A 6,383-nucleotide genomic window follows, 5' to 3' on the forward strand; every position below is an offset into this window, starting at 1 on the left:
ACTAAAAACTAATTAAAGCCAACCAAGTTTCAAAACAAGGCAGTTCTCAGCAATCATATTTTTAAATTATATAACTCCCAACTGAGCTTTTGCTCCAACGATAAGGCTTTCATTTTGAGTTTCTAAGGCAAATAAACCATACATCAAAGGAGAGGCCGCTGCTCTTTCTAAAGTCTGTTCATATAGTTTATTCCAAACTTTACCCCCTAGTTTTTCATACTCGATGATTAGAGTTTTGAGGCTTTCTTCTCCAAACAAAGTTACATGCCCAGCAAAATCAATCGCTGGGTCATCTATATGGGCTGTTGACCAATCAATAACGCCTGAAACAGCTCCATCCTTTGAAGCTAGTACATGCCCAGCATATAAATCGCCATGTATAAATTGGGTGAAATCTGCCCATAGAACATCATTATCCAACCATTTTCTGTAGCGGGTTTCCAATTGCTCACTTATACCAATTTCAGATTTTACTAACTGCAAATTGTTTGCTATTTCAGGTCTTAAATCTGAAGGTTTCATAATTTTCAAATCATTTTCCCGAACTTCTTTTTCAGGAATACTATGGATTTCAAATAAGGTTTTTGCCAAAGATGTTATGTATTTCGGGCTATCTTTGTCCATATTCCAAATTATTTCATAGGTTTCAGCATCCAAATTTAAAACAGGATTATCTTTAAGTATGGGATAAGCCACTAATTCTGTAGATGAAATTCTCCAATCAGGAACCTCTACAGAAAGATGTTTTTTTACCAATTCTAAAATGCGTTTTTCTTTCTTGATTTGTTCCCTCATGCCATCACGACGAGGAATACGCAGCAACCATTGTTGCCCCTTTGTATCAAGAGCAAAAACGACCTTAAAATCAATGCCCATTTCATTGAAATTCATTTTGTCCGTAAGCAACAAGCCGTGTGCTTCAGCAAGTGATTGAATATCTTGAATTGTCATTTTTAATTTCCTTTAAAGAGTTCAATAATTAATGTTCGGATTAGATTGGCTATCATTAACAATCTCTCTCAAAAGTCTTGATGATTTTGTGGTCTTTGATCTCGTAGATAATGTCAGCAATATTATCGACCAATTGCTTGTCATGAGATACGAAGATAATAGTTCCTGCATAGGACTTCATCATTGTTTCTAATGCGGCAATACTTTTTAGGTCAAGATAGTTTCCTGGTTCATCCATAAGCAAAATATTATATTTTCCTAAAAGCATTTTGGATAAAAGCAGTTTGATGATTTCACCTCCCGATAAGTCGGATAAGTTTTTTTGAATATCATTCGCTCCGATCCCCATTGAAGCCAATACTGCACGAATTTCCGCAACTGTGTACTCGCACTCTTCCTGCATAAAGGAGAGCACAGATTTATGCGTGTTAAATTTATATCCTGTTTGTGTAAAGTAGCCAATTTCAGCTTTTGGAGATATGGTTAATCCATCAGCACGTTCTGATATCATTTTTAACAAGGACGTTTTCCCTGTTCCATTCGATCCAGTTATAGCGACTTTAGCGCCAAGCGGTATTATAAAGTTAGCGTCATCAAAGATAGTACGGCTACCAAATTTTAAGCTCAGACCATCTGCCGTAATCGGGAACTTATTGTGCAGTTCTAGGGCTGAACTTTGACGAAAACGAATAGAACGCAAATGCTCTGGTGCTTGAATATCTTCTAATGCAGCCAAACGCTTTTCCATACTCTTAGCTGCCTGATACAGTTTTCTTTGCTTGGTGCCAGTCATTTTTGCATGCCCAAGTCGTCCAGCACTTTCGGTAGAGTTTTTGGATTTTTCTCCTTTTTTCTTATTGTCTAATCGATTAGCTTGCTGGCGTTTTTCTTGCACAGCAGATTCTAATCGCTCCCGTTCCTTCATCATCAGCTCATATTCTACGGCTTGGTGTTGTCGCTCTTCTTCTTTTTGACGCAAGTAATCCGAGTAACCACCCCAATATTCCGTAATTTTACCGTCTTTTAACTCCCATATCTTGTCTACAACCATATCAAGAAAATATCGGTCATGACTGATAACAAGTAATGCTCCATCAAATGCTTTAAGTTGACCAATAAGTAGATCTATTCCATTGAGATCAAGGTGGCTGGTTGGTTCATCCGCTAGAATGCCATGTACTTGTTGGGAAAATGCGGCAGCAATTTTTGCACGAGTTTCCTCTCCGCCACTCATTGTGTCGTTTTGTACATTGGAAACACCAAGGCGAGATAACATTGCCCGGTCTTCGACCGTTTCTATTTCGATTCCGCCCAGTTGGCTGATATGTGCAAAATCACCAAAACGCTGTAATGTCGCTTCGGCTAAAACAATTTCGCCATTAAGTACTTTGAGTAAACTACTCTTTCCTGCTCCGTTATCACCCACAAGACCAATACGGTCATAAGAGTGAATTTCCAATTCATCAATATCCAAAACATCACGCCCAGCATAATCCAAGCGTATGTTTCTCGCTTTAATAATTAAACTCATTTTTATTTACTCCTGTTTAGCTCTTGAAATTTTTTATGCAGCAAACAGGATTTAGGTGAAAACAAAAGCTAGCATCACAGTGTCCTCCCAAAAAAAAAGCTATTCATCCACAGGGTGGACAAATAGCTAGTCAATTAAGTTATAACTGGAAACTATGCACTAAAAGCATACTTATAAATTAAGCATACTTTTACTTTATATATCCGCATATATTCTTAAAGACACAACAAAAGCCCACCATTATAAAATAGTGTCACTATGCAAATAGTTGTGTCTTAACGAATGCGGATAGAATGCATAAACTTACCTAAAAAATAAAATTCAGTTTTATGATAACTTTACTGTTAAAAGAAGTCTAGACAACCTTGTTTTATGCTTGGATATAAGGCTTATTTTAATATAAAATATTCTCAAAACTTTTTAACGAGTGAAAAAGTACTCAACCAAATAATAAAACAATTGAATTTAAAAGAAACCGATACCGTTTACGAAATTGGAACAGGTAAAGGGCATTTAACGACGAAACTGGCTAAAATAAGTAAACAGGTAACGTCTATTGAATTAGACAGTCATCTATTCAACTTATCGTCAGAAAAATTAAAACTGAATACTCGTGTCACTTTAATTCACCAAGATATTCTACAGTTTCAATTCCCTAACAAACAGAGGTATAAAATTGTTGGGAATATTCCTTACCATTTAAGCACACAAATTATTAAAAAAGTGGTTTTTGAAAGCCATGCGTCTGACATCTATCTGATTGTTGAAGAAGGATTCTACAAGCGTACCTTGGATATTCACCGAACACTAGGGTTGCTCTTGCACACTCAAGTCTCGATTCAGCAATTGCTTAAGCTGCCAGCGGAATGCTTTCATCCTAAACCAAGAGTAAACAGTGTCTTAATAAAACTTACCCGCCATACCACAGATGTTCCAGATAAATATTGGAAGCTATATACGTACTTTGTTTCAAAATGGGTCAATCGAGAATATCGTCAACTGTTTACTAAAAATCAGTTTCATCAAGCAATGAAACACGCCAAAGTAAACAATTTAAGTACCGTTACTTATGAGCAAGTATTGTCTATTTTTAATAGTTATCTATTATTTAACGGGAGGAAATAATTCTATGAGTCGCTTTTGTAAATTTGGAAAGTTACACGTTACTAAAGGGAATGTAGATAAATTATTAGGTATACTACTGACAGCTTCCAAGGAGCTAAAGAGGTCCCTAGACTAGCAAGAAGTACACAAGAAGCCTTAAAGATTATAGAAAAGCTTTTCCATGAAATGCTTAACATTATTTAATGTTAACATGTGGCTTTGTGGTAACTACCACGAGTGGTAACTTGTAACATGAAAAAAGTTACAAGTTACAAGTGGTTTATTTACGAACATAAAGGCTAGGAAAGCACTTGATAAGTATATCAAGTGCTTTTTTTCCGTTCGATTTTACTATCCAAGATACCGCTTGACGTACCTAATATTTTAGTGTGCTAAGGGCTTTGCTTTTTCTGGTTATAGTTCGTTCAAAAAAGACCGCAAGGGTAAATGCACGATCATAGATCGCCCTTGCAGCTTTTTAATCTCTCCACTTTTTTATAACCAAGCAAACGGTAATCCTCCCTAAAAATAATTGAGTTTAAAAGTAGAAAATCGAATAACCTTGATTTAAGGAGATTTTCTATGAAAACATCTAAGTATTCAGACAGCTTGATCATGAGTATCTTGAAGCAAGCTGAAGCAGGAACACCCATACCGAACTTGTGCCGCGAACATGGTATGAGCTCTGCTACATTCTACAAGTGGAAGTCCAAATATGGCGGCATGGATCTTTCAATGATGACGCGGCTTAAAGAACTTGAGGCTGAAAATGCCCGTTTAAAACGCATGTATGCTGATGAGCGGCTAAAGTCAGACATCTTGCAAGATGCACTTTTAAAAAAGTTTTAAGGCCTGTTCAGCGAAAGTCACTTGCTCAGCAAGCTACTGAGCAATTTAAGATTTCAATCAGCATGGCCTGCTTAATTTTTAAAGTCAGTCAAACGTGTTATCGCTATAAAGCTCGTTTAGATGAAGAGAATCAACAGATTGCCGAATGGTTGATTCAATTAACCAATGATCATAAAACATGGGGCTTCAAGCTTTGTTTCCTGTATTTGCGTAATGTTAAAAAATACAAATGGAACCACAAACGTGTCTATCGCATTTATAAGGAGCTTGAGCTTAATTTAAGAATCAAGCCTAATAAGCGGATTAAACGAGAACAGCCAGAAACCCTTGCAGTACCGACAGCTAAGAATGAATCATGGTCAATGGACTTTATGCATGATCAACTCAGTGATGGACGTAGTTATCGAGTTCACAACGTGATTGATGACTATAATCGCGAGTCATTGGATATATTGATTGACTTTTCATTGCCAGCAGAACGTGTACTGAGAGGACTTGATCAGCTCATTGAATGGCGAGGCAAACCTAAACGCATTAGAACCGACAACGGCCCAGAGTATATAAGTGAGCTGATGGAAAAGTGGTGTGATCAGCATGGTATTGAGCATGTATTTACTCAACCAGGCAATCCACAGCAAAATGCATATGTTGAGCGATTTAATCGTACAGTACGTTATGAGTGTCTAAATCAATATTTATTTCGAGATCTGAGCGAGGTGCAGGACTATACAACTGACTGGCAGTACTTTTATAATCATGAACGACCTCATATGTCAGTAAATGGTTGTCCACCTATTTTTAAACAATAACAAGGCTTTAGATTTTCTACCCATTAATTCAATTAAAAATGGGGGTATTACCTAAGTTTTCTAATAAAAGATCTAAATACGTATCTTTCATCAATTGAGATTCATTGTTATTCAATATATTGTAGGTTGAAAGTATCAAATGTGAAAGTTGAGGATCAGAACGTAGGGTTGATTCGATAGCAAGTTCGATAGGCTCATTAAATATTCCTTCATAGCTTTTTTTTAACCATGCTGGATCTAAATGCATCATTTTATAAGTGAAGCCGAGAGGATCTGGTGCATTACCATCATGAACTTCTTCAGGTTCAAGCATGAAAGTTTGACCTTGATAGCTATCAATAATTTTTTTTCTACAATTGAATTGTTGATGTCCTAACTCTGTTACCCCTATAAGATAACTTGAGTGTAGATGAGGATCGTATGCAAAGCCTTTGAAGTGGGCATGAATTAGTTCTATACCTGTAGACTTATCCTGTGTGACATTGACCCAATTGCTCATATTTACTTAATTAGTCCTAATGGATTTAGCTTATCAAAAATTATCTAATGAAGAAATTCTAAAATTAACATAATACACCTTATACAAAATGCCCTTGTAAGCCCTTAATCAAGGGCATTTTTAGTCTCTACTTAACATAAAATTTTGGTGGTGCTTCAAAAAGTATGCTGCCTTTAAATGAAGCCATTATTGATGTAAAAGAAAAGAAGGCTAAATCAAAAGCTTTAAAATGGTTTTCAAGCTTTTTTGAAAAATTACAGCTTCTTCTGAAGCTACGCCTAATTCTATGCCTTATTTTGCAATTATTGCCTTCAATACCTACAGTAAAAAATTTACCAATACTTTGCTTACCATTTTTAAAAGCAGTGATGAAACTGTCCCAATGATCACTTGCAATTCGGGTGTAGTGAATATCTAATTGTTTAAGCTTTGTCTTCAATTGTTAGACTGTAGCTAAATCTCGTTTACCCCAAACATAAGCAACAATTTCACCTGTTTCTCGATGATAGGCGTAAATAAGCCATTGTTTATTCTTTTTATTTCCAACAAAATTCCAGAACTCATCTACTTCGAGAGATTCATAATGACTTTGCTGAGGCTGAATTTCATAGGTTGATTCAGTTAAAGTACGTAAAACTTT

5 protein-coding genes and 1 pseudogene are annotated in these 6,383 nt (G+C 36.1%); 2 read left to right on the plus strand and 4 right to left on the minus strand.

Annotated features, from left to right (window positions below; genetic code table 11):
* Positions 1-66: 66 nt before the first annotated feature.
* The gene (locus FTV28_RS12355) at positions 67-951 is read right to left on the minus strand and encodes an Mph(E) family macrolide 2'-phosphotransferase (RefSeq protein ID WP_000155092.1); all 885 of its coding nucleotides are present in this window, start codon (positions 949-951) and stop codon (positions 67-69) included.
* A gap of 55 nt (positions 952-1,006) precedes the next feature.
* On the minus strand, positions 1,007-2,482 hold the full coding sequence (gene msr(E) / locus FTV28_RS12360; protein ID WP_000052512.1) for an ABC-F type ribosomal protection protein Msr(E): 1,476 nt from the start codon (positions 2,480-2,482) through the stop codon (positions 1,007-1,009).
* A 372-nt stretch (positions 2,483-2,854) separates the two neighbouring features.
* On the opposite strand from msr(E), the gene erm(B) reads away from it, so the two are divergent.
* Entirely contained in the window at positions 2,855-3,607 is a 753-nt protein-coding gene (erm(B), locus tag FTV28_RS12365) for a 23S rRNA (adenine(2058)-N(6))-methyltransferase Erm(B) (RefSeq protein ID WP_154320141.1), read from the plus strand.
* Between the two features lie 561 nt (positions 3,608-4,168).
* A protein-coding gene (locus FTV28_RS12380; protein WP_087514472.1) for an IS3-like element ISAba20 family transposase occupies positions 4,169-5,244 on the plus strand; the annotation gives its coding sequence in 2 pieces (ribosomal slippage) (positions 4,169-4,421 and positions 4,421-5,244; 1,077 coding nt in all).
* 28 nt (positions 5,245-5,272) lie between these two features.
* On the opposite strand, the gene FTV28_RS12385 is transcribed toward FTV28_RS12380, so the two are convergent.
* Positions 5,273-5,743 (minus strand): AraC family ligand binding domain-containing protein, encoded by a 471-nt coding sequence (locus tag FTV28_RS12385; protein WP_020753607.1) that lies wholly within the window; start codon positions 5,741-5,743, stop codon positions 5,273-5,275.
* A gap of 173 nt (positions 5,744-5,916) precedes the next feature.
* Positions 5,917-6,383, minus strand: a pseudogene (locus FTV28_RS12390) (IS1-like element ISAba3 family transposase); the annotation flags it as partial.

Source organism: Acinetobacter sp. YH12252 (genome assembly GCF_013417365.1).
GTDB classification, from domain to species: domain Bacteria; phylum Pseudomonadota; class Gammaproteobacteria; order Pseudomonadales; family Moraxellaceae; genus Acinetobacter; species Acinetobacter towneri.